We start from the raw sequence: 20,279 nt of genomic DNA, 5'->3' as shown, positions 1-20,279 counted from the left end.
GTGGCGCTCAACAGCATCGAAGAACTGGTTGAAGACATCCGCCAAGGCAAGATGGTCATCCTCATGGATGACGAAGACCGCGAGAACGAAGGCGACCTGATCATGGCCGCCGAGTGCTGCAAGGCCGAGCACATCAACTTCATGGCCAAGCACGCCCGTGGCCTGATCTGCATGCCCATGAGCCGCGAGCGTTGCGAGCTGCTCAAGCTGCCGCTGATGGCGCCGCGCAACGGCTCCGGCTTCGGCACCAAGTTCACCGTCTCCATCGAGGCCACCGAAGGCGTGACCACCGGCATCTCCGCCGCTGACCGTGCGCGCACCGTGCAAGCGGCCGCCGCCAAGGACGCCAAGCCCGAGGACATCGTCAGCCCGGGTCATATCTTCCCGCTGATGGCCCAGCCCGGCGGGACCCTGGCTCGTGCCGGCCACACCGAAGCGGCTTGCGACCTGGCGCGCATGGCGGGTTTCGAACCCAGCGGGGTGATCTGCGAGGTGATGAACGACGACGGCACCATGTCCCGTCGCACCGAGCTGGAAGCCTTCGCCGCCGAACACAACATCAAGATCGGCACCATCGCCGACCTGATTCACTACCGGATGATCCACGAACGTACCGTTCAGCGGATTGCCGAGCAGCCCCTGGACAGCGAACTGGGCCAGTTCAACCTGGTGACCTATCGTGATTCCGTGGAAGGCGACGTGCACATGGCCCTGACCCTGGGGGACATCTGCGCGGAAGAACCGACCCTGGTGCGGGTGCACAACATGGACCCGCTGCGCGACCTGCTGATGGTCAAGCAGCCGGGCCGCTGGAGCCTGCGCGCGGCCATGGCCAAAGTGGCCGAGGCCGGCAGTGGCGTGGTGCTGTTGCTGGGTCACCCGCTGGATGGCGATGTACTGCTGGCGCACATCCGTGAAACCGCGGAACACCAGCCGGTGAAGAAACCCACCACCTACAGCATCGTCGGTGCCGGTTCGCAGATCCTCCGCGACCTGGGCGTGCGCAAAATGCGCCTGATGAGTGCGCCGATGAAGTTTAATGCGATATCCGGTTTCGACCTGGAAGTTGTAGAATACGTGCCCTCCGAATAAAAGCCGGTCGTTTCTGGCTTGAAATTCGCGGTTCAAATATCACTGAAGAGCGTGTGCTAGACACGCTCTGGCTCTTTAAGAGATTTGTCGAATGACCCTGAAGACCATCGAAGGTACCTTCATCGCCCCTAAAGGCCGCTATGCCCTGGTGGTCGGCCGTTTCAACAGCTTCGTCGTCGAAAGCCTGGTCAGCGGCGCGGTTGACGCCCTGGTTCGCCACGGCGTGAGCGAAAGCGACATCACCATCATCCGTGCCCCTGGCGCCTTCGAAATTCCGTTGGTCGCGCAGAAAGTCGCACAGAAGGGTGAATATGCGGCGATCGTCGCCCTGGGCGCGGTCATTCGTGGCGGTACTCCGCACTTCGAATACGTGGCCGGCGAGTGCACCAAGGGCCTGGCCCAGGTGTCCATGGAGTTTGGCGTGCCAGTGGCCTTCGGCGTGCTGACCGTTGATTCGATCGAACAAGCCATCGAACGTTCCGGCACCAAGGCCGGCAACAAAGGTGCTGAAGCTGCCCTGTCCGCCCTGGAAATGGTCAGCCTGCTGGCGCAGTTGGAGGCCAAGTGATTAGCGACGAAAGCGATCGTTTCAACCCGCGCGATCCCAAGCCTGCCAACGCCGGCAAGCCATCCAAGAGCGCCAAGCGTCGCGAAGCCCGTCAGCTCGCGACTCAGGCGCTGTACCAGTGGCACATGGCCAAGCATTCGCTGAACGAGATCGAAGCGCAGTTTCGGGTCGACAACGATTTCACTGACATCGACGGCGCCTACTTCCGCGAGATCCTGCACGGGGTCCCGGCCAACAAGAACGAGATCGACACCGCGCTCGTGCCTTGCCTGGACCTGGCCATCGATGAGCTGGACCCGGTTGAACTGGCGGTTCTGCGCCTGTCCACCTGGGAGCTGCTCAAGCGCGTCGACGTGCCATACCGCGTTGTGATCAACGAAGGTATCGAACTGGCCAAGGTCTTCGGTTCCACCGACGGCCACAAGTTCGTCAACGGCGTTCTCGACAAGCTGGCACCACGCCTGCGCGAAGCTGAAGTGAAGGCGTTCAAGCGCTGATCCGCGCTTGCAGCTGCCATGGGCGAGTTTGAGCTGATCCGTCATTTCTTCGCTGCCGCGCCCTGTGCGCAAGGCGGCGAGGGCATTGCCCTGGGGATTGGCGACGACTGCGCCTTGCTGGCGGTTGCACCTGGCGAGCAGTTGGCGATTTCCACCGACACCCTGGTGGCGGGTGTGCATTTCGCCGATCCCTGCGAGCCCTTTCTTCTAGGCCAACGCTCTCTGGCGGTGGCCGTCAGCGACCTGGCCGCCATGGGCGCCACGCCGCTGGCCTTTACCCTGGCCCTGACCCTGCCGACGGTAAGCACCGATTGGCTGCAGGCCTACGCCCGCGGTTTGAACCTCATGGCCCAGGATTGTGGCGTGCGCCTGATCGGCGGCGACACCACCCGCGGCCCGCTGACCTTGACCCTGACCGTGTTCGGCCGGGTTCCCGGCGGTTTGGCCCTGACCCGCAGCGGCGCCCGTGCAGGCGACCTGCTGTGTGTCGGCGGCGAGCTGGGCAATGCGGCCGGCGCCTTGCCGCTGGTACTGGGGCAACGCCGCGCCGAGGCAGCAGTGGCCGAGCCGTTGCTGGCCCACTACTGGTCGCCCCGACCGCAGCTGGCCCTGGGTCAGGCCCTGAGAGGCAAGGCCAGCGCCGCCCTGGACATTTCCGATGGCCTGCTGGCCGATTGCGGGCATATCGCGACCGCCTCGGCGGTTGCTCTGCAGGTGGACCTGGAAAAGCTGCCCCTGTCTCCGGCGCTGCTCGGCTTTGTGGGCCTGGAAGGCGCTCGCGCCGCCGCCCTGAGCGGCGGTGACGACTATGTCCTGGCCTTCACCCTGCCGCCTGCCGAACTGGCGCCGCTGCGGGCGGCGGGTTGGCCGGTGCACGTGGTGGGGCGAGTGCTGGCGGGGCAGGGGGTGACCCTGCTGGATGCCGGCGGCCAGGACATCACCCCCGGCACCCGGGGTTATCAACACTTTCCGGAGACACCGTGACAGATCATCCCAAACAGGTCCCGGCGGAGTTCGTACCGCCGTCGGTCTGGCGCAATCCCTGGCACTTCCTGGCTTTCGGCTTCGGTTCCGGCACCTTGCCCAAGGCGCCCGGCACCTGGGGCTCGCTGGTTGCGCTACCCTTTATCCCGCTGTGGCAGATGCTGCCGGACTGGGGCTACTGGCTGATGCTCGGCATCACCATGCTGTTTGGCTTCTGGCTGTGCGGCAAGGTGGCCGACGATCTGCGGGTGCATGACCACGAAGGCATCGTCTGGGACGAAATGGTCGGCATGTGGATCACCCTGTGGCTGGTGCCTGAAGGCTGGTACTGGCTGCTGGCGGGGTTCCTGATGTTCCGCTTCTTCGACATTCTCAAGCCGTGGCCGATTCGCTGGGTCGACCGGCATGTGCATGGCGGCGTCGGCATCATGCTCGACGACGTGCTGGCCGGTGTGTTCGCCTGGCTGGCGATGCAAGGCTTGGTGTGGTGTTTGAGCTGAGGGGTTAGGCATGGACGTGCGCCGCGTGCTGCTGGTACTGCTGGTTGTCTGGAGCTGCGGCGGCCGGGCCAACGAGTTGCAGGCGCAACCCCAGCACATTCGCATCGCCAGTGAAGAATGGAGTCAGTACACCGAAGCCAACGGCGAAGGCCTGGCCTGGGACATTCTGCGTGAAGTGTTCGAGCCCCAAGGGGTGCGCATCGAGCGCAGCAGCGTGCCTTACACCCGTTCGGTGGGCCTGGTGCAGCGTGGTGAAGCGGATGCGCAAGTGGGCGCCTATCGCGACGAATCCCCCGGCTTGCTGTATCCGCGCTGGAACTACGACACCGACCACATCTACTCCCTGGGGCTGGCCAGCAACCCCGAGCTGACCCTGGCCAACCTCGGCAGTTACCGTCTGGTCTGGGTGCGTGGCTACAAGTACCAGGACTACCTGCCCAATGCCCGGCGCTACAACGAGATTCGCCGGCGCATCGGCATCCTGCCGATGTTGCAGTACGGCCGGGCCGACTATTACATCGACGCCCAGACCGAGATCAGCTATGTGCTCGGACAAGCCCAGGACCCGAGCCAGTTCAAGGTCAGCCACCTGGCCGAGCTGCCCCTGTACCTGGGCTTTGCCGACACCCCCCGCGGCCGTGCCCTGCTTGCCTTGTACGACCGGCGCATGGAGCAGTTGGTGAAAGACGGTGTGTTGCGGCCGATCTTCCAGCGCTGGAAGCAGCCTTATCCGTTCGACGGGAGCCCGCAGCCAGCGCCCCGTTGATCAAACTTATCGATCTTTATCTCCGATAATTCAGCCTAAGCGTGCAGTGGAGGCTGCTGTTACAATGCCGCCTCTGCGAATCTCCAGTCCTCATACAGATCAGGAGCACAACAGTGCCCGTCGTTTTTGTTGCCGCTTCCAAGCTGCCTACGCCTTTTGCGCAATTCACCATGCATGGTTTTCTCGATGAAGCCACCGGTCGCGAGCACGTGGTGCTCAGCCTGGGCGATATCGCCGATGGCGCGCCGGTTCTCGGCCGCCTGCACTCCGAATGCCTGACCGGCGACGCCCTGTTCAGCCAGCGTTGCGATTGCGGCTCGCAACTGGAAGCTGCCTTGCGCGCCATTGCCCGGGAAGGTCGTGGGGTGCTGCTGTACCTGCGTCAGGAAGGGCGCGGCATTGGCCTGCTGAACAAGATCCGTGCCTACGAGCTGCAAGATGGCGGCGCCGATACCGTGGAAGCCAACGAGCGCCTGGGCTTTGCCGCGGACCAGCGTGACTACGCCATGTGCCTGCCGATGCTCGAGCATCTGGGGGTCAAGGCGCTGCGGCTGATGACCAACAACCCGCGCAAGGTCAAGGCGTTGACCGACATGGGCATCCAGGTCGCCGAGCGGGTGCCGCTGCACACCGGGCACAACCCCCACAACAAGCTGTACCTGGCGACCAAGGCCAGCAAGCTCGACCACATGATGGGCAACGAGCACCAGGGCGAGGTCGACCGCGCGTGACTCGGGGTCAAGTCAAGCGCCGCCTGGCCGTCAGTTGGTGGCAGTACCTGGCCCTGGCCTTGCTGCCGCTGTTTGTGATCAACCTGGTGTTTGGTCAGGGCGAGGCGTTGATGCCCGTGCTGGCGATGCCATTCTTTATCGCCGGTACGGCCTCGATGTTCGTCAGCCTGCGTTTTTTCAACGGCTACAAGCATGCCTTGATCGCCACCGGCAAAGCCCTCGATACCCCTGAGGAGCCTGCCGCCTGGATCACCCTGGCGGCCCGTCGTCGCGCGGCCTTCCTGGCGGCATCCTTGCCCGCCTGGATCGGTGCCCTGGCAGTGTTTGTCGGCCTGGAAGCGGTGCCGCTGATGCTCCTGGCGCTGTCCACCGCGGTGCTGTTCTACCTCTACCGTATTCCTCGTCAGCTGGGCTGATGTGGCGCTGGCTGGCGGTCCTGTGCCTGCTGGCCGGCACTCCGGCCCTGGCGGCGCAGCGGGTGGTCAGCCTCGCACCGTCACTGTCGGAGATCGTTGTTGAGCTGGGCGCCGCCGATCGGCTGGTCGGGGTGCTGGATGCCGGCGAACGGCTGCCGGAGCTCAAGGACGTGCCCTCGGTCGGGCGTTACGGCCAGTTGGACATGGAGCGCCTGCTCAGCCTCAAGCCCGATTTGCTGCTGCTCTGGCCCGCCAGTATCGGCCCGGCCCAGCGCGATCAACTGGCCCGCCTGGGCATTCCCACCTACGTTGCCGAACCCCATGATTTCCAGCAGCTGCTGGCGCAGATCGCCGAGATCGGCCAGCGCCTGGGCCGGTCCGCGGCGGCCCGGCAATTGTCCACGCAATTGAGCGCGCAGTTGGCTGGGTTGCGTGAGCGCTATCACCGCGATCCCCAGTTGCCGGTGTTCTATCAAGTCTGGGATCAGCCGCTGTACACCGTGGGCGGCGGGCAGATCATCAGTGAAGCCTTGAGTGTCTGCGGGGCGCGCAATGTATTTGCCGACCAGCACCTGCCGGCGCCCCAGGTCAGCATCGAATCGGTATTGCAGCGTAATCCGCAGGCGATCCTGGCCACCGCACAGGGGCAGCTGGATGCCTGGAAGGCCTGGCCGCAGATCGCGGCGGTGCAGCAGGGACGGTTGTTGCTGGTGAGGGACAAGGGCATGGAACGGCCCAGCGGGCAGATGATCGCGGCCACTGCCAAGCTCTGTGCCTTGATCGCACCTGAGCGCTGAGCCCCTTCGCCGGCAAGCCGCGAAGGGATTCTGCAGGCGCCGGCTTGCCGGCGAAGGCGGCGGATCTTACAGCTCGGGCGTCCAGGTCACGCCGAGCATCCAGGTGCGGCCTTCGCTGCGATAGCCATAGTTGTTGCCGTCGTAGTGGTAGAGCGCTCGGGAGTAGGACTGGTCGAAAAGATTGTCGAGCTTCAGGTCCAGTCTGATCTCGCGATTGACGGCCCAGCTGCTGCGCAATCCCACCAGTCCATAGCCGCTCAGGCGCGCCTGCTTCTGTGGGGACTGATCTTCACGGCTATCGCTGACCAGTTGCCAACTGGCGCCCAGGCCCAACTGCTCGAACTGCCGGTCCAGATCCAGGTTCAGGGTGCGCCTGGCCCGGCGAGGCAGTTGCTCTCCGCTCTGACGGTTGCGTGGGTCGATGATGGCCGCGCCAAGGCTGCTCTGCCAGCCGAACCACTCCTGCTTCAGGGCCATTTCCAAGCCGTTGATTCGCGCCGAGCCGATGTTCTCCGGGCGCTGCGCGGCGAAGTCGAAGATGATCGCGTCCCTGATATCGGTGCGGTACACCGACGTTTCCAGGCGGCTGCTTGGCGTCAGTTGGCTGCGCCATTGCAGTTCGTAGCTTCTGGAGTGCTCCGGCTTGAGGTCCGGGTTGCTGAAGCCCGGGTAATACAGGTCGCTGAAGTTCGGTGCCCGGAAGCCTTCGCTGTAGGACAGCAGCAGGTCGTTGTCCGGATTCAGCGGCAGAGTCAGGGTGCCGCTCCAGGTGTTCTGGCTGCCGTACTGCTGGTTCTGGTCACGGCGCAGGCCCAGTTCGGTGGAGAAGCTCTGGCCTTGAAACCGATGCTGGATAAAGGCTGCGCGATTCCAGCGGCGGTCTTCGGCGAAGTACAACGGGGTGTTGTCGATGAAAAAGGTCGGACCGGTATTGAGTCGGTCCTGGTACCAGTCGGCGCCAAGGATCAGGCTGTGCTGGGCATTCAGGCGCAGATCGTTCTGCCAGGCCAGCGAGTCGCGGTAGGTGTTGAACACGCTGCGTTGCTCGCTGAGCTTATCGGGCTTGAGGTCGCGGTTCTCGCTGTGGCCCAGCTCCAGTCGCGACTGCCAGCGGTCGTTGACCGTTGCATCGATAAAGCCGCTGACACTGCTGACGGTGAAGTCGGTGTAAGGGTCCTGCTCCGGGCCGAACGGTTCGTCATAACGGCTGCGGCCTCGGTTATCCAGCAGGTTGAAGCCCACTTCCAGATCGTCGCTGAGGGCATGGCTGAGGGTGAGGCTCAGGGATTGGTTGCGGTAGCCATCGTGATCCGCATCGCTGGGGTAAGAGGCGTGGGTCCAGTCGATTCCGGCACTTTCATCCAGGTTGGCGCCGAGGCTGAAGCGGGTCTGGGCGTCGCCGCCGGAAAGGCCCAGGCTGCGTTCCCAGGTCTGGTTGCTGCCAGCGGCGACACGCATGCGCCCATGCAGCCCCGAGTCGGCGCCGCGCCGGGTGAAGATCTGGATCACCCCGCCAATGGCGTCGCTGCCGTAGATCACCGAGCGCGAGCCACGCAGCACTTCCACCCGTTCGATCTGCTCGACGCTGATGAATTGCAGGTTGCTGTCGCCGGAGGATGAACTGCTGATGCGCTGGCCATCCACCAGCACCAGGCTCTGGGCCGAGCTGGTGCCACGAATGAAAATGTTCGGCAGGTTGCCGCGTCCGCCGCTCTGGGCAACCTGGACCCCGGGCACCCGTTGCAGCAGGTCGGTCAGGCTGGTGGGTTGCAGGCGGTCGATATCTTCCCGGGTGAACACGGTGTTGGCGGCACTGCTGTCGTTGCGTGCTTCCACCTGGCGGTTGGCGCTGATCAGCATCTCCGGCAGTTTCAGGGCCTGATCGCGCTCGGAGGTGTCGGCCAGCAGATCGGTGCAGGGCAGGAGACATAGCGGCAGGGCCAGGCGAGAGAGTTTCATGGCTATTCCGTTAGCGCGGCTCGGCCTTCGCCGCAGTGTGTGAAGCCGGATAAGGAAGGGAGCAAAAGCGACGCCCGCGTGGCGGGCGCGCAGCAGCGGCTACAGGTAGCCGCTGTGGATCAAGCCAGGCCCAGCAGCGCCAGGCGCTGGCGCACCGAAGCTTCGATGCCGGCTTCGTCGAGGCCGCATTCGGCGAGCATCTGCGCCGGCTTGGCGTGCTCGACGTAGGCGTCGGGCAGGCCCAGGTGCAGGATCGGCTTGAGGATGCTTTCGCGGGCCAAAAATTCGCTGACCGCGCCACCGGCGCCGCCCATGATGGCGTTCTCTTCGATGGTCACCAGCAGTTCATGGCTGCCGGCGATCTCGCGCACCAGGGCTTCATCCAGGGGTTTGACGAAGCGCATGTCGACCACGGTGGCGTCGAGCTTCTCGGCCACTTGCAGGGCTTCGGCCAGTTGCACGCCGAACACCAGCAGGGCCACTTGCTTGCCCTGGCGGCGGATCACGCCCTTGCCGATCTCGATCGGTTCCAGGTCCTTGTCGATCGGCGCGTTGGGGCCGGTGCCGCGCGGGTAGCGCACGGCGGCGGGGCCGTTGTACAGGTGCCCGGTGCTGAGCATCTTGCGCAATTCGTTCTCGTCGCTCGGGGTCATCACCAGCATGCCGGGGATGCAGCGCAGGTAGGACAGGTCGAAGCTGCCGGCGTGGGTCGGGCCGTCTTCGCCCACCAGCCCGGCGCGGTCGATGGCGAACAGCACGTCGAGGTTCTGCACCGCCACGTCGTGGATCAGTTGGTCATAGCCGCGCTGCAGGAAGGTGGAGTAGATCGCCACCACCGGCTTGGCGCCTTCGCAGGCCATGCCGGCCGCCAGGGTCACCGCGTGCTGCTCGGCAATCGCCACGTCGAAATAGCGCAGCGGGAACCGCTCGCTGAAGGCCACCAGGTCCGAGCCTTCCTTCATTGCCGGGGTGATGCCCACCAGGCGCGGGTCGGCGGCGGCCATGTCGCACAGCCACTCGCCGAAGACGCCGGAGTACTTCGGACCGCCGGCCTTTTTCGGCGCGGCTGCCGGAGCGTCCAGCGGCTCCAGCTTGGTGATCGCGTGGTAGCCGATCGGGTCGACTTCCGCCGGGGCGAAGCCCTTGCCCTTCTTGGTCACCACATGCAGGAACTGCGGGCCCTTGAGGTCGCGCATGTTGCGCAGGGTGGCGATCAGGGTCGGCAGGTCGTGGCCGTCGATGGGGCCGATGTAGTTCCAGCCCAGCTCTTCGAACAGGGTGCCGGGGACCAGCATGCCCTTGGCGTATTCTTCGGTGCGGCGGGCGATTTCCCAGGCACCGGGCAGGCGCGACAGCACTTTCTTGCTGCCTTCGCGCATGCTGGCGTAGGTGCGGCTGGAGAGAATCTTGGCCAGGTAGTTGGACAGCCCGCCGACATTGCGCGAGATCGACATGTCGTTGTCGTTGAGGATCACCAGCATGTTGGCGTCCACTTCCGGCGCGTGGTTCAGGGCCTCGAAGGCCATGCCCGCGGTCAGGGCGCCGTCGCCGATCACCGCGATGGCCTTGCGCTCGCTGTGCTGCAGGCGGGCGGCGATGGCCATGCCCAGCGCGGCACTGATGGAGGTGCTGGAGTGGCCGACGCCAAAGGTGTCGTACTCGCTCTCGGAGCGCCGCGGGAAGGCGGCCAGGCCGTCTTTCTGGCGCAGGCTGGCCATCTGTTCGCGACGACCGGTGAGGATCTTGTGCGGATACGCCTGGTGACCCACGTCCCACACCAGCCGGTCGTCCGGGGTGTCGAACACGTAATGCAACGCGATGGTCAGCTCGATGACGCCAAGGCCGGCACCGAAATGCCCGCCGGTCTGGCCGACCGTGTAGAGCAATTCCAGGCGCAATTCATCGGCCAGGGTTTCCAGCTCGGCTTCGCCTAACCGGCGCAGGCCGTCCGGCGTCTGGGCACGGTCGAGCAGCGGCGTGGTCGGGCGTTTGCGGGGAATCTCATGAAACGTCGTGGGCATCAGGCGAATCGTTATAGGTATAGAAAGAGGCGGCAGTTTACCTTATGCATCGCAAGCTGCCCACGCAGAGCACTGAACTTGGCCGATATGCGGCGCGTCGATCAGTGGCGCCGCTCGACGATATACCGCGCCAGCTCGCGCAGGGGCTCGGCCGCTGCGTCAAACGGACGCAGCGCATGCAGCGCCTGGTCCCGCAGCTCCAGCGCGTATTCCTTGGCCGCGGCCAGGCCCAGCAATGCCGGGTAGGTCGGTTTGTCCCGGGCGATGTCGGCGCCCTGGCGCTTGCCCAGGGTCGCGGTATCGCTTTCGACGTCGAGGATGTCGTCCTGCACCTGGAACGCCAGGCCGACAGCCTGGGCGTAGGTCTGCAGGGCCTTGAGTTCGTCTTTTTCCGCCCGGCCGCTGGCCAGGGCGCCGAGAATCACGGCGGCTTCGATCAGCGCGCCGGTCTTGTGCCGGTGCATGTACTCCAGGGCCTTCTGGTCGAGCTTGAGCCCCACCGAACCCAGGTCGATGGCCTGGCCACCGACCATGCCCGCCGGGCCTGCGGCCTGGGCCAGGGTGGTGACCATGCGCAGGCGGATCTCGGCGCTGGCGTCGCTCAGGCCCGGGTCCAGCAGGGCGCTGAAGGCCAGGCTCTGCAGGCCGTCACCGGCGAGGATCGCGCAGGCTTCGTCGAAGGCCTTGTGGGTGGTCGGCTGGCCGCGACGCAGATCGTCATCGTCCATCGCCGGCAGGTCGTCGTGGACCAGGGAGTAGGCGTGAATCAGTTCCACCGCGCAGGCGGCGCCGTTGGCTTGCTCGGGCCTGCCGCCCAGCGCCTCGCAGGCGGCATAGGCCAGCAGCGGGCGCACGCGCTTGCCACCATTCATCACGCTGTAGCGCATGGCTTCATAAAGGCGGGCAAGTTCGGGGCTTGGAGCGGTGAACAGGGTGTGCAGTGCAGCGTCGACGCGGGCCTGGCTGGTGGCCTGATAAGCGGCAATCATTCTGGCTGTTCCGCATCGAAGGGCTGTTCGGCCAGTTCACCGTCGCGCTCCAGCAGGATCTGCACCTTCTGCTCGGCTTGGGCCAGGGCTGCCTGGCAATCACGGGTCAGGCCGATGCCTTGTTCAAAGGCGGTCAACGAGTCTTCCAGCGACAGCTCGCCGTTCTCCAGACGCTCGACCAGGGTTTGCAGGTCGGCGAGGGATTGTTCGAAATCTAAGGCAGCTTTTTTGCGGGCCATGGCGGCTATCCCGGTTGACGTTAAACCGGCGCGACACTAGCAGACACCGGGGTTTCGGGCAAATGAGAAGCGCTCGCTGGCGCACCCGTACCCGGGCGGCGCGAGGCGCTCTGCGGTCCGGTGGACGGGGCGTCTGGCGGATGGGCTCTATGGCCGAGCGACCCGGCTTGGCCTTCATTTGAGCCGTGCCTGTATCAGCGGGATCCGGCCTCGGCCTCGACCCGGAACTCCCCGCTGACCTTGCTCGGTTGTACCCGCCAGGCCAGCAGCAGGGCGAACACCGAGAACACCAGGTAGAAAGCGTTGTGGCCATAGAGGTTCATCAGCGCGCCGCTGAGCAGCGGCCCCAGACAGGCGCCGACGCCGTGGGTGGCCAGGAGCATGGCGCTCAGGGCCACGCGTTGGGGTTGCTCGATGTGGTCATTGGCCAGGGCGACCGCCAGCGGGTAGAGGCTGAACAGCAGCAGGCCGCTGAGGCAGGCGAACAGCAGCAACCAGGTGAACGACAAGTTGAACAGCCCCCACAAAGGCACAGTCACCAGGCACAGCAGCAGGGCGCAGGCGCGGATCAGCCGCGCGCGGTCGAGGCGATCCGAAAGCCAGCCGAGCGGCCACTGGCCGCACAGGCCGGCGAGGATCGCCACGGCGACAAAGGTGCCGGCCTGGGCCGTGTCCAGGCCGCTCAAGGTGATGAACACCGGTGCCAGGGCGTAGAACGAGCCGACCAGCAGTCCGGTGATGAATACCGTGCTCAGGGCTTGCGGCACCCGGCGCCAGAAAAAACCGATCTGCAGCGGCGCCGCTTCCAGTTTGGCCGGGTGCAGGCGGCGGGTCAGGGCGACCGGCAACAGGCAGGCGGCGAAGCACAGGGCGACGATCAGCAGCGGCTTGAAGTCCAGCTCGGGGCGCCAGATCAGCACCCCCTGGCCAAGCATCAGGCCCAGGGACACCGCCACCATGTAGCCGGCGAACACCGCGCCGCGCTGCTGGTTGCCGGCCTGCTCGTTGAGCCAGCTCTCGATCACCATGTACTGGTTCATCATCACCAGGCCGGTGATGAAGCGCAGCACCAGCCACAACCACAGCGCCTCGAACAGCAGGTGCAGGAGCACGATCATGGTCGCGGCACCCGCGCAGGCCACATAGGAACGGATGTGGCCCACCGCGGCGATCATCCGATGGCCGAACTTGGCGCCGCAGACCATGCCGGCGTAGTAGGCGGCGGTCAGGCCGCCGATCCACAGCTCGCCGACCCCGTCGCTGGTCAGGCGCAGGCCGATAAAACTGAAGAACAGCCCGTTGCCGGCGAGCATCAACAGGGTGGCGCAGTAGAGCGCGGGGAAGGTCAGCAGGGTCAGGTTCATGAAGTCGTCAGGTCGGGGCGGTCAAGGACCGGTTTCGTGGGCGAGGTGGGTGTGTTCCAGCAGCCATTGGCGAAAGCGGCGCACGGCGGCTGGGGGATTGCGGTGGTGCGGTTGCATCAGGTTCAGGCGCCCGCGGCTGGGCATGCAGTGCGGCAGCGCGCGTTGCAGGCGTCCGGCGGCGAGTTCGTCCTGCAGCAGGCTTTCCCAGCCCAGGGCCACGCCCTGGCCCATCACCGCCGATTGCATCAGCAACTGGTAGCTGTTGGTGCGCAGGGCGTGTTGCGGGGAGTGATAGGTCGCGCCCACGGCGCTGAACCAGTCGGACCAGGTCAGCCAGTCGTGATAGTGGTCTTCGACGATCAGCAGCCGGTGTTCCTGCAGCAGGTGTTGCGGGTCGCGAATCGGTCCCTTGCGGCTCAGGTAGTCCGGGCTGCAGACGCAGATCACCTGCTCCCCGGCAAATACCGGGGTCAGCTCCAGGCCCAGGGGCGCCGGCAGCTCGTCCAGGTGATAGAACAGTCCCAGGTCGTACTCGCTGACATCCAGGTGCGACGGGCTTTCGCTGCAGAGGATGCGGATGTCCAGCTCCGGATACAGGCTCTGGAACGCAGGCAGCAGACGCGCCAGCCAGATCGAGCTGATGGTCGGGGTGCTGGCCAGGGTCAGCTGGCGCTCGGCGCCGCGTCGGCGCAGTTCTGCCGACTCGCGGTCCAGCTCGCGCAGCAGGCGCTGGATGGTGCGAAAGTAGCGCTCCCCCGCCGGGGTCAGGCTGATGCCCAGGTTGTGGCGGTGGAACAGCGGTCGGGCGAGATTTTCCTCCAGCCGCTTGATCTGGCGGCTGACCGCGCTCTGGGTCAGGTTCAGTTCCTGGGCGGCCCGGGTAAAGCTCAAATGACGGGCCACGGCCTCGAAAGGCTGCAGGCAGTTGAGGGGGGGCAGATCGACGTTGCGATGCGACATGCGGGTACCAGTCTACAGGGGGCGGGCGCTGTGTCCTGCGTCCCGCCGAGTCTCGGAGATTGGGCATCCTGCCACGCTTTACAGCGTGGATCGGGCGATCCGTTTGTGCCACTGGCGTTGATGAATCTGCCGGCCATCGAGTCGCGCAACCTGGGTGGCCTGCAGGTAGAACCACTGCGCGTCGGCGTGCAGGCCCAGGGTGCTGTCCACCTCCACCGACCAGGTGCCGCGACCGGCCCGGTACTGCCATTGGATGTCGGCCCGGGTCGACAGCGGGTCCCAGGGCAGGGTGCGGTACTGCTCGGTGCAGCGCTGGTCGACCCACAGGCCGTGATCGAGCAAGCGCATGGCGCCCAGGTCGTCGTCGATACGCACGCACACTTCACCGCTGGCCACGTCTTCGCTGAGGGTGCGCTTGGGGGCGGCGGCGCGGATGATTTCCAGGTTGGCCGGCGGCGCGCTTTGCGGGGCTTCGAACGGACACGCCACGGGTTCGCCGATGAACACCGGCAACTGCACGCTCTGCACCTCGGGCAGCAGGGTCAGGGTGGTCAGCTCCCTGGCCGGCCACAGCAACGGGAAGCTGGCGCTACTCAGCGCCAGGCGCAGGCGATAACCGGCCGGCAGGCGATAACCGACATGGTCGAGGTTGAAGCGAACCTGCAGGGGCGCGCCGGGCTCGGGTGGGCTGGCCACGGCGAAGTCCTCGCGCAGCGACAGGTTCAGGGTGCCGTAGGTGATCTGCGCTACCTGACCGTCCGGGGCCACCGCGTTAAGCCGGGCGACGATCTGCCCGCAAGGCCGGTCCGAGGTCAGGCGCAGGTCCAGGCGCACATCACCCAGCAAGGCCAGGGGCTCGCTCAAGGGCTGGCTGTCGAAGCACAGCGAATGGGCGTCATCCCGGCGCTGGTCGGTGGGGCCGTCCGGGCCGAACCAGATGGCGCAGTACTCGCCCTGATGCAGGCCGGTGGTCAGGGGCGAGCAAATGCTGCGACTTGCGCTCAGCGCTTGGGCTCCCGCGCTGAGCCCGTTGTCGCTGAGGCTGAAGGTCTGCCACTGGATCTGCGGATCGGGCCAGCCGGCGGTCTGCACCCAGACGCCCGGGCGTTCGGCGTAGCTGGCCTTGGGCGGCACGGCGTCCTGCAGGTAGAAGGTGCAGGCCGGCTCGTCCATCACCCCGTTGTCGATGCCCTTGAGCCAGTGGTCCCACCAGCGCTTGGCTTCCTGGAGAAAACCGATGGCCGGGTTGGGCACGGCAAAGTGCGGGTACTTGTGGATCCAGGGGCCGAGCAGGGCTTTCTTCGGGCCGCTCAGGTGCTGCATCAGGCGCGGCACGCTGTTCTTGTAGGCATCGCCCCAGCCGCCGATGCAGTACACCGCGGCCTTGATCGCCGCGTAGTCCTCGCACACCGAGCCCTGGCGCCAGTAATCGTCGCGGGTCTGATGCTGCAGCCAGGTTTCGGCCAGCATCGGCATGGCGTCCAGGCGTTGCTGCCATTGCACCTGCCAGTCCTGCACCAGCAGCGGGTCGGGCACGGCGGCGCTGAAGTTGAGCATGGTGGCGGCCCAGCCCTGGTTTTCCATCAGCAGGTTGCCGCCCTTGTAATGAATGTCGTCGGCGTAGCGGTCGTCGGTGGAGCACAGGGTAATGATGGCTTTCAGCGCTGCGGGTTGATGGGCCGCCACTTGCAAGCCGTTGAAGCCACCCCAGGAGATGCCCATCATCCCCAGGTTGCCGTCGCACCAGGGTTGGGCGCAGAGCCAGTCGAGCACTTCCAGGGCGTCCTGTTGTTCCTGAGGCAGGTACTCGTCGGCCATCAAGCCCTGGGACTCGCCGTTGCCGCGCATGTCCACGCGCACGCAGGCGTAACCCTGGCCCGCCATCCAGGGATGGGTCAGGGCATCGCGCACTGCGGTGCCGTCGCGCTTGCGGTAGGGCAGGTATTCGAGGATCGCCGGGTAACGCCGGGTGCCGGCATCGGCCGGCAGCCAGATGCGCGCGGCCAGTTGGGTGCCGTCGCGCAGAGGGATCAGGCAGTGCTCGATCTCGCGGATCGGATGGGGAAAGTCGCGGATGACGTCCATGGGCTACTCCAGTCGAAAAAGGGGCCGGCACCGGGCCGAGCGCGGTGGATCACAGCAGGCTGAAGGGGTATTCGGTGACCAGGCGGATGTGGTCGACATCGCCGTTCGAGGTTCCGTGAATGCGGTAGGTGCCCTGGCGCAGGCTCAGGGACAGGTCCTTGGCGACGCCGCTCTGCACCTGGTAGCTGAGGTCGATGTCCCGCTCCCAGTGGCGCTCCTTGTCGGCGTAGTAGCGGTAGGGACTGCCCTGGGGGATCCGCCGGCCGTCGACATGACTGCCCCGGATGTAGCGGGTGCCGAAGGACAGGCCGGGCAGGCCCAGGTGTTCCAGGTCGAGTCGGTAGCCCAGGCTCCAGGAGCGTTCGCCGGGGCCGTTGAAGTCGGCGATCAACGAGGCGTTGGCCAGGTAGATCGAGCCGTGGAAGCCGCCGCCGCTCAGGGCCAGATAGTCGAAGGGCTGCTGGCCATGGATGCGTTGGTGGGCCAGGGTCACGGTGTGCGGCCCCTCCTTCAGGGCCAGCGCCGCCGACCAGGCCGTTACGGCGATATCCCCGGCCAGGGCCTTGCCATCGTCCAGGGAGCGATAGAGCCGCAGGTCCAGGTTCAGGCTGCGCCGATCCTCGGCGTCCAGGGGCTGGTCGAGGTTGAGATTGAGGTAATGCTGGCGCCACAGGTCTTCATAGCGCGAGCTGTAGAGCCCCAGCCCGACCTGCGGATGCACCTGGTAGGTGCCGCCCAGATAGCTGGCGTCGCCGCCCTCGACCCTGGCGTAGCCGGCGTGGAAGCCGCCGCGGTGACCGGTCTGGTTGAAGTCCCGGGAGGCGGTGAAGTGTCCGCCCTCCAGCAACAGGCCTTCCACCTCGCGGCTGCTGAAGGCCAGGCCAGTGGCGGTCGCCGGCATCAGCCGGTTGTCGGCCAGGGCCAGCACCGGGGTCTGGGGCCGCAGATCGCCGTATTTGAACTCGGTATTGGACAGGCGCATTTTCAGCGCCGCCCCGGCAGTGGCCGACTCCCGCTTGCTGCTGCCGTCGCTGTCGCTGACCAGCATCATGGTGCGCGCCCGGCCACCGCCGCTGTCGAGTCGGGTGGCGAAATAGGCATGGGCATCCAGGCCCCAGCCCAGGGTGCCCTGGGTGTAGCCGGAGGCGTAGTCCAGCTGCAGGCCCTGGCCCCATTCGCGGGCATCCAGGTCCCACTGGCGATGGTCGTTGTTGCGGTAGTTGTTGCGCACCAGGCCGTTGATTCGGCTGTCTTCGACAAAGCCCCGGGATTGCGCCTGACTGGCGTGGGCCAGCACGGGGCAGAGCAGCGTCAGGCCCAGGCCGCCCAGGATCAGGAGACGGACGTTCATGGGGTAGGCCCTCGTGGCGAGTGGCTTGCCCCGGGCTCGTCCGCGGGCAGCGGCGGTGTCAGCAGGGACGGGTTTTTCATCCAGATGATCAGTGCGCTGCTGGAGAGCAGGACAATCAGCATGCCCGGCAGGCCGCCCAGGTTGGAGAGCATCTTGACCCCGTCGATGCCGACGTAGGCCACCATCACCCAGGACACGCAGCCGATGATCGCGCCCCAGATCACCTTGAGCAGCGGGCTGCCGTCCAGATCGGAATCGGCGGTGACCCCGCGACTGCACAGATTGCCGATGACATCGGTGCTGGAGTCGGCAGCGGTGACAAAGGAGATGAAGGCAATGAACAGCAAGAAGGCAATGATCAGGCCGCTCGCCGGCAACTGCTGGAACACCTGGTACAGCACATGCTCCACCCCTTGTTCGTTGAGCACGCGGTTGAGCACCCCATCACCCTGGGCGTCGAAGTACAGGCTGCTGCCGGAGAAGATGCAGATCCACAGGGCGGTGAACAGCGCCGGGTAGAGCATGGAGATGTGAATGAACTCGCGCACGGTGTAGCCACGGCCGATCTTGCCCAGGAACATGGCGCTCACCGGGGCCCAGGCGAACCACACCGACCAGTAGAACACCGTCCAGCTCTGGGGCCAGTTGTCGCCACTGGCTGCGCCGGTGAACAGGCTGCGGCCGAAGAAGGTCTGCAGGTAGGTGCCGAAGGACTCGATGCCGAGGCTGAAGATGTACAGGGTCGGCCCGCAGACCAGGACGAACAGCCCCAGGGCCAGCATGATCCAGGTGTTGAAGGTGGAGAACTTGACGATGCCCTTCTGCAAGCCGCTGGCGGCAGAGAACACGAAGGTGGCGACGATCACCGCGATGATCAGTCCCAGGCGCAGCGGCGTGGTGTCACCGCCGATGTACTGGCTCAGGCCACCGGACAGGGTCAGCGCGCCGGTGCCCAGGGAAGAGGCCATGCCCGCCACCAGGGCGAACATCGCCAGGGTGTCGATCAGTCCGGCATGGCGCTTGACCCATGCTGCGCCGAGCAGGGGTTGCAGCATGGCGCCGATGGAGAAGTGGCCGCGCAGGTTGTAGAAAACCAGGGCGAACACCAGCGAGGGCACCAGATAGATGGCGTAGGGCGTCAGGGTCCAGTGCAGGAACATGCTGGACATGGCGAAGTGCTTGGCCTCGCTGCTGCCGGCTTCGATGTTCAGGCTCGAAGGCGGGCCATACAGGTGATAGAGCGGCTCGGCGGTGGTCCAGAACAGCACGCCGACCGCCAGGGTGGTGCACAGGGCGACCATGAACCAGCGCGGCTTGCTCAGCAGGGGCTTGGCGTCTTCGCCACCGATGCGCACCCGCCCCAGGGGCGAAAAGTAGACGATGACGGTCAGTACCAGGAGAAAGAAGCTGCCGGCACTGAACAGCCAGGAAAAGTTGTCGAGGATGATCCGGTTGAGCTGCCTGCTCACCGCCAGGAAACCCTGCAGATCAAGGTAACTGGCGATCACCGCTGCCAGCAGAATCAGAAAGGTGGGCCAGAAGACCCAGGCTCTTAACGGATACTTCATCAGTGAGGCACTCCCGTTGCTTATCTTTTTTATGGCCAGGCGAGGCCGCAATCACAGGGCGCCGCGGTGCAACACCGCGGCGCTCCTAGATAAGCGTTGAGCGGCGTGCTCTAGCAATCGACTAATGGGTATGGGGTCATTCCCTGAGGGAATGCGCGATGGCCCCTGGCTGCCATGGGCGCAGGCCGGGCCGATTGGCGCAACGGGCATTCCAGAGCGCTCGCCGCAGGGGCCAGTGGAGGCTGTCGGCGGTGGGCGGCAGGGTGCTTGCGAGTGCTGGAGCGGCGGACCCTTTGGGGCAGATTCGTACTGGAACTAAGGCTGTTTCTTGGCGGGCGGCGGAAAGTGCCAGTAGTGGCTGAAAGCCACCTTTTTCGGCGTGTGTAATGTCGCCGTAATGGCACTTGCGCAGCGGGTTTCAGCGGGGTGTCGATTGCCTTGCAAAATCCCGGTTCGGCAATTGTGTAACAGACGGCAAATCGCTAATCTGCGGCCTTTCCGACGCCCGCAGTCGCTGGGCCGTTTTCCGAATGTTTGCAGCCGCGCCGAGGATCTGGCGCCAGGGTTTCCCCATGCATGGCAGGACGCAGTACATGCGCGTTTTATCCTCCCTTCTGCTGACCTTGCTGCTGGCCGGTACGGCGCTCGCCGAGCCCTCCGCCGAGCTGCAGGAACCCCTGGCCGGCTGGCGCTATTCCGGCTTGCTGGACCGCACCGAGCAGGACCGCGTGGCCTACCCGACGCCCCCGATCGATCGTGGCATCCAGCGCAATCGCACCCTGATCGAGGGCCAGCTCAAGGCCATCGGTCATCTGCGCCAGCCCCATAGCCTGTCGGTCAACGGCAACCCGCTGAACCTCTACACCGACGAACAGGGCCGCTTCGCCCGCCCTTATGCGTTTGGCGCCGGTTCCAACAGCGTTGAAGTGCGCAGCTCCGAAGGCAAGTCCCTCAAGCGCGTGCAGTTCTACGAAGCCAATCAGAACAAGACGCCGCCGCGGATCCGCGTGGTGCTGGGCTGGGACGATCCCAAGGCCGAGCTGGACATGCACATCATCACCCCCGACGGTCAGCACGCGTTCTTCGGCCACCCCGGCCTGACCAATGGCGGCGGCCTGGACCCGGACGGCGTCGACGGCCCGGGCCCGGAAATGTTCACCATGACCGCGCCGCTGCGCGGCACCTACCTGATCTACGTGAACTACTGGGGCAATTTCGGCAGCGGCGGGTACAACTTCGACGAAGGCAGCAATCAGAACGAGGTGATCACCTCGCAGATCAACCTGATCCTTAACGAAAACACCGTCGATGAGAAACGCGAGACCTTTATCGTGCCCATGCGGGCCATCGGCGACCTGTTGCTGGTCAAGTCTTTCAACTATTGAACATCCC

The 20,279-nt window shown here is 65.5% G+C and carries 19 protein-coding genes; 10 read left to right on the top strand and 9 right to left on the bottom strand.

All coding sequences use genetic code 11. The features are described from left to right. The 9 genes from ribBA to GWQ44_RS21820 all read left to right on the top strand — a co-directional run bounded on the left by ribBA (nt 1) and on the right by GWQ44_RS21820 (nt 6,351). Nucleotides 1–1,092, top strand: coding sequence for a bifunctional 3,4-dihydroxy-2-butanone-4-phosphate synthase/GTP cyclohydrolase II (gene ribBA / locus GWQ44_RS21860; RefSeq protein WP_016968456.1), 1,092 nt, complete (start codon nt 1–3; stop codon nt 1,090–1,092). Between the two features lie 91 nt (nt 1,093–1,183). Beyond that, entirely contained in the window at nt 1,184–1,660 is a 477-nt protein-coding gene (gene ribE, locus GWQ44_RS21855) for a 6,7-dimethyl-8-ribityllumazine synthase (RefSeq protein WP_016968455.1), read from the top strand. Continuing rightward, a complete protein-coding gene (gene nusB / locus GWQ44_RS21850) occupies nt 1,657–2,157 on the top strand; it encodes a transcription antitermination factor NusB (RefSeq protein ID WP_047306286.1) in 501 nt (166 codons plus the stop codon). Before ribE ends, nusB begins: the two co-directional genes overlap by 4 nt. Nucleotides 2,158–2,175: 18 nt before the next feature. Then, nucleotides 2,176–3,141 (top strand): thiamine-phosphate kinase, encoded by a 966-nt coding sequence (gene thiL / locus GWQ44_RS21845; protein WP_199011242.1) that lies wholly within the window; start codon nt 2,176–2,178, stop codon nt 3,139–3,141. Beyond that, a complete protein-coding gene (locus GWQ44_RS21840; protein ID WP_016968453.1) occupies nt 3,138–3,641 on the top strand; it encodes a phosphatidylglycerophosphatase A in 504 nt (167 codons plus the stop codon). Before thiL ends, GWQ44_RS21840 begins: the two co-directional genes overlap by 4 nt. 10 nt (nt 3,642–3,651) lie before the next feature. Next, complete coding sequence (locus GWQ44_RS21835) at nt 3,652–4,407, top strand: transporter substrate-binding domain-containing protein (RefSeq protein WP_047306284.1); 756 nt, start codon at nt 3,652–3,654, stop codon at nt 4,405–4,407. Nucleotides 4,408–4,520: 113 nt separating this feature from the next. Continuing rightward, entirely contained in the window at nt 4,521–5,138 is a 618-nt protein-coding gene (ribA, locus tag GWQ44_RS21830; protein ID WP_016968451.1) for a GTP cyclohydrolase II, read from the top strand. Then, a complete protein-coding gene (locus GWQ44_RS21825; RefSeq protein WP_016968450.1) occupies nt 5,135–5,554 on the top strand; it encodes a hypothetical protein in 420 nt (139 codons plus the stop codon). Before ribA ends, GWQ44_RS21825 begins: the two co-directional genes overlap by 4 nt. After that, the gene (locus GWQ44_RS21820; RefSeq protein ID WP_275928262.1) at nt 5,554–6,351 is read left to right on the top strand and encodes a cobalamin-binding protein; all 798 of its coding nucleotides are present in this window, start codon (nt 5,554–5,556) and stop codon (nt 6,349–6,351) included. Before GWQ44_RS21825 ends, GWQ44_RS21820 begins: the two co-directional genes overlap by 1 nt. Nucleotides 6,352–6,417: 66 nt before the next feature. Here GWQ44_RS21820 and GWQ44_RS21815 read toward each other — a convergent pair whose 3' ends face one another. The 9 genes from GWQ44_RS21815 to GWQ44_RS21775 all read right to left on the bottom strand — a co-directional run bounded on the left by GWQ44_RS21815 (nt 6,418) and on the right by GWQ44_RS21775 (nt 18,887). Then, nucleotides 6,418–8,310, bottom strand: a complete 1,893-nt coding sequence (locus tag GWQ44_RS21815; RefSeq protein WP_275928261.1) for a TonB-dependent receptor — start codon at nt 8,308–8,310, stop codon at nt 6,418–6,420. Between the two features lie 119 nt (nt 8,311–8,429). After that, nucleotides 8,430–10,331: a 1-deoxy-D-xylulose-5-phosphate synthase gene (gene dxs / locus GWQ44_RS21810; RefSeq protein WP_016968447.1), complete on the bottom strand. Its 1,902-nt coding sequence runs from the start codon at nt 10,329–10,331 to the stop codon at nt 8,430–8,432. A 101-nt stretch (nt 10,332–10,432) separates the two neighbouring features. Continuing rightward, the gene (gene ispA, locus GWQ44_RS21805) at nt 10,433–11,320 is read right to left on the bottom strand and encodes a (2E,6E)-farnesyl diphosphate synthase (RefSeq protein WP_016968446.1); all 888 of its coding nucleotides are present in this window, start codon (nt 11,318–11,320) and stop codon (nt 10,433–10,435) included. Continuing rightward, nucleotides 11,317–11,559 carry an exodeoxyribonuclease VII small subunit gene (locus GWQ44_RS21800; protein ID WP_011063724.1) on the bottom strand — a complete coding sequence of 81 codons (243 nt, stop codon included), beginning with the start codon at nt 11,557–11,559 and terminating at the stop codon, nt 11,317–11,319. Before GWQ44_RS21800 ends, ispA begins: the two co-directional genes overlap by 4 nt. 194 nt (nt 11,560–11,753) lie before the next feature. After that, nucleotides 11,754–12,923, bottom strand: coding sequence for an MFS transporter (locus GWQ44_RS21795; protein WP_275928260.1), 1,170 nt, complete (start codon nt 12,921–12,923; stop codon nt 11,754–11,756). Between the two features lie 21 nt (nt 12,924–12,944). Further along, a complete protein-coding gene (locus GWQ44_RS21790) occupies nt 12,945–13,883 on the bottom strand; it encodes a LysR substrate-binding domain-containing protein (RefSeq protein ID WP_047306279.1) in 939 nt (312 codons plus the stop codon). Between the two features lie 78 nt (nt 13,884–13,961). After that, nucleotides 13,962–15,968: a CocE/NonD family hydrolase gene (locus tag GWQ44_RS21785; protein ID WP_275928259.1), complete on the bottom strand. Its 2,007-nt coding sequence runs from the start codon at nt 15,966–15,968 to the stop codon at nt 13,962–13,964. A 49-nt stretch (nt 15,969–16,017) separates the two neighbouring features. Next, a complete protein-coding gene (locus tag GWQ44_RS21780) occupies nt 16,018–17,319 on the bottom strand; it encodes an OprD family outer membrane porin (RefSeq protein ID WP_275928258.1) in 1,302 nt (433 codons plus the stop codon). Continuing rightward, nucleotides 17,316–18,887 (bottom strand): BCCT family transporter, encoded by a 1,572-nt coding sequence (locus GWQ44_RS21775; RefSeq protein ID WP_047306276.1) that lies wholly within the window; start codon nt 18,885–18,887, stop codon nt 17,316–17,318. The genes GWQ44_RS21780 and GWQ44_RS21775 overlap by 4 nt, the downstream gene beginning before the upstream one ends. A 593-nt stretch (nt 18,888–19,480) precedes the next feature. Between GWQ44_RS21775 and GWQ44_RS21770 the strand changes: the two genes are divergently transcribed. After that, a complete protein-coding gene (locus tag GWQ44_RS21770; protein WP_047306275.1) occupies nt 19,481–20,272 on the top strand; it encodes a DUF2135 domain-containing protein in 792 nt (263 codons plus the stop codon). Nucleotides 20,273–20,279: the final 7 nt, after the last annotated feature.

Source organism: Pseudomonas sp. 3MA1 (assembly GCF_029237275.1).
In the GTDB taxonomy this organism is placed as follows: Bacteria; Pseudomonadota; Gammaproteobacteria; order Pseudomonadales; family Pseudomonadaceae; genus Aquipseudomonas; species Aquipseudomonas fluorescens_AP.
This window is presented reverse-complemented; position numbering and strand designations above follow the sequence as displayed.